The sequence below is a fragment of the Holospora undulata HU1 genome, assembly GCF_000388175.3.
GTDB lineage: Bacteria > Pseudomonadota > Alphaproteobacteria > Holosporales > Holosporaceae > Holospora > Holospora undulata_A.
Genome location: NZ_ARPM03000100.1, coordinates 1 through 2,981, shown reverse-complemented (window position 1 = coordinate 2,981; position 2,981 = coordinate 1). Strand labels below are relative to the sequence as shown.

Annotated in this window: 2 protein-coding genes; one reads left to right on the top strand and one right to left on the bottom strand. The window is 34.6% G+C overall.

Annotated elements, in window-relative coordinates; translation table 11 throughout:
• Positions 1 to 113 precede the first annotated feature (113 nt).
• Positions 114 to 1,910 (bottom strand): ABC transporter ATP-binding protein, encoded by a 1,797-nt coding sequence (locus K737_RS02075; RefSeq protein WP_006294375.1) that lies wholly within the window; start codon positions 1,908 to 1,910, stop codon positions 114 to 116.
• Between the two features lie 171 nt (positions 1,911 to 2,081).
• Here K737_RS02075 and K737_RS02070 point away from each other — a divergent pair, with 171 nt between their 5' ends.
• Positions 2,082 to 2,468, top strand: a complete 387-nt coding sequence (locus tag K737_RS02070; protein WP_006294373.1) for a hypothetical protein — start codon at positions 2,082 to 2,084, stop codon at positions 2,466 to 2,468.
• Positions 2,469 to 2,981 lie beyond the last annotated feature (513 nt).

Genomic DNA, 2,981 nt, shown 5'->3' with positions numbered 1-2,981 from the left:
ACAAAATTTACATATAATCATTTTTAGAGACTTTTAAAAGACTTCCTTTACCAATTCTAACAAAAAAGATCTTTTAGTTAAAAGCTTCCATTTTCTATGTCCCTTGTACTTATTTATCTCGTAAGAGAAGTGAGAGAATTCTGAGCCTCCCAAAGTTTTTTATACAGTCCGTTTTGTTGAAGCAAAAGGTGATGAGGTCCTGTTTGAACGATCTTCCCATTATTAAACACAAAAAGACGGTCTATAAGTGTTACAACCTTTAAGCGATGCGCAATAACAATAGAGGTCTTATTTTTCATTAATTCGTGCAATGCTAACTGAATACTTTGCTCTGTAAGCGCGTCTTGCTGAGCAGTGACCTCATCAAGGATCAAAAGAGGAGAGTTTCTTAAAAAGGCTTTTGCAATGCTTAGACGCTGTTTTTCCCCTCCAGAAAGGGGAGCCCCCTGATCTTCTAAAAGTGTTTGATAGCCATTAGGAAGTCCTTGAATGCGGTCAAAAATTCCCGCTTGCTTACAAGCATAGTTCACACGTTCCAAGGTAGCATTTTCACTTCCATAAATTAAGTTCTCCCAAATCGTGCGACGAAAGAATTGTGGATTTTGGGAAATAAAAGTAATGTTTTGATAAAAAAATTGAAGATTCATATCATTAATAGGGATGTCATTGACTAAAATTTTTCCTGAATGGGCAGGGTAAAGTCCTAACATCAGTTGAACAAAGGATGTTTTTCCAGCGCCAGAATATCCCACAAGCCCAACTTTTTCTCCAGCATTGATGGTAAGGCAAAGATTTTCAAATAAAGAGACCTCTTGAGAATAAGAAAAGGTGACATGATCAAAACGCACAGAGGGAGGGTGCTGAAAAATAACGGCTTTTACATTTTTTTGTCCTTTTTCAGGAAAGTTTTGAATAAATTTTGGTGGTACATAAAACATTTCCAGTACTTGTTTCATACGCCCTAAATGTTGAGCGATACGACTGAATTCAAAACTACTTTCCCATAATACATGTGAAATTCCAAGATTAAGATTCATAACTACGGCCAAATCCCCTATAGAAATTTTTCCTTTTTTAAAGCGATGAAAAGCAACGTATAGTGTTACCGTCAGTGTTATAACGTAAAGTAAAGACAAACACAGATGTAAAAAAAAATATGCCCATTGCAATTGTCTTTCTGATTTTTCTCCTTTTTTACAGTTTTGCTGTAAATAGTTTTCTTCTTTTTCTTCACTGGTATATATTTTTACTGTAAAAACATTTAACACAGAATCAGAAATCACTCCTAAAATTTGATTCCCATACTGAGCAAAATTCGCAGACCGTTGAATTAAATAGGGAACCATTACTAAATTTCCAGTAATAAAAAGAACTGCCCAAAAAAAAGTGATTAGCGCAAAAATTTTATCTTTTTGGCTCAAAAGGATTAAACTCAGCGTAAGCGCGATTAAAGGAGCAAGAACTTTCCAACAGAACATTTCTAATAGCTCTGGAATAACTTTTGGTAAATCAGAGATTTTTCCTGAAATTTTTCCAGGAAGTTCCTCTTTAAGTGCGGAATAGGGCATATTAAAAACTCCCTGCAGCCCCAAACCTGCCAAGCGAGATCGTAATTTTGGAACCATGCGAATGCCTATCATATAGTTAAAAAGACGATACGAGAAAAGAACCATTAGTAGTGCAGAAAAAAAAATGAGCACCGGGCCCAGCACCTCTTGATAGCTAACACGAGGATGAAGGCAATCTAAAAATTTCCCAATAGCATAAGGAATCAAAGACAACTCTGCTGCCCAAAGCAATGGACACAAAATTAGAAATAAAGCACACCAAGGTGTATATAGGCAACATTTCCATAAAAAACTGACGAGTTGACAAAACGCTACACGGGACGTACAGACAGGTTCTTGCATAACGCACTAATTAAAAAAAGCTTATTTACAATTATGATTGATGCAGGTTTAAAATCAAGGAGGGTTAAAAAGACACACTGCTAATAAAACTTTTGTTTATATTAACCTTAAAAAAAAATTACCTAGAATTCAATGTATCTTTTAGATGTTGACTGTTGAATTTTTTGTGCTGTGCGGTTTTTTTATGCGTATATTTTTATAGCAATTTTTACGGGAAGCAAAGGATATTGTGACACAATTTCAGATCATTTGCTTGCGCCGGTGACGTGTAAGGATATCTTGTTTGTTGCAATGCCTCTTGCGCTTGATAAAGATGGAGATCGTATTCGCATGCAGTGTTATACGCTTTGCATGAGTATTGAAATTTTGAAAGACAAGCTATCTCGTTTAAAAAAAGAAAAAGATAGACGCATCTTGATAGAAAGTATAAATTGTATCGAAAAACTTTCAAAGGTTGCCATTATGGCTTTTCGTGCACATTATTTCGTTTTTGGTCCCATGAAATTTCGTGAATTTATCTGCGAAAAACAGCTTTCCAATGAAAAAAATAGGCATTGATTCTTTAGTATTTTCGCTACTTTGGAAGAAATTTTCAAGTTAAAAAATTAAAAAACTGGCTCTTCTACTTTAAAGAATATAAATGTAGATTAGGAAGAGATTCTAATGACTAAAAAAAGTTAGGTTTTATGCAGGGGGAACTTTTTGTTCGCTACGTAAGCAATAAGATGACTTGAAAATACCCTTAAGGAAGCCTTTTTTAGGAGAAATTTTTAGTAAGAATCATCGGTAAAGCTTTTTTATAAATTTTCCCCTAAAAACAGAACTGCATAAAATTGTATATCTTGAATAGAATCACTCCCGCTATCAAACCGCCATCGTCATCACTCTGCAATCACGGTATGGTCTTTTGTATAAGAACCTGTATTCATGAATAAAAAAGTGTGATATAAAAGGCTTTAAGGAGTAGAAGATGAATTATCCAAGCGATTTAAAAGAGAGAGTAGGATGTGATAAAGCATCATTTTGATAGCGGCAATAAAAGCAAATACAAAAAAAGAGGGGGTTAATGCA

Bases quoted from the DNA above. Each gene is read 5' to 3' on its own strand.
- K737_RS02075 (WP_006294375.1), bottom strand. From the start codon at position 1,910: ATGCAAGAACCTGTCTGTACGTCCCGTGTAGCGTTTTGTCAACTCGTC.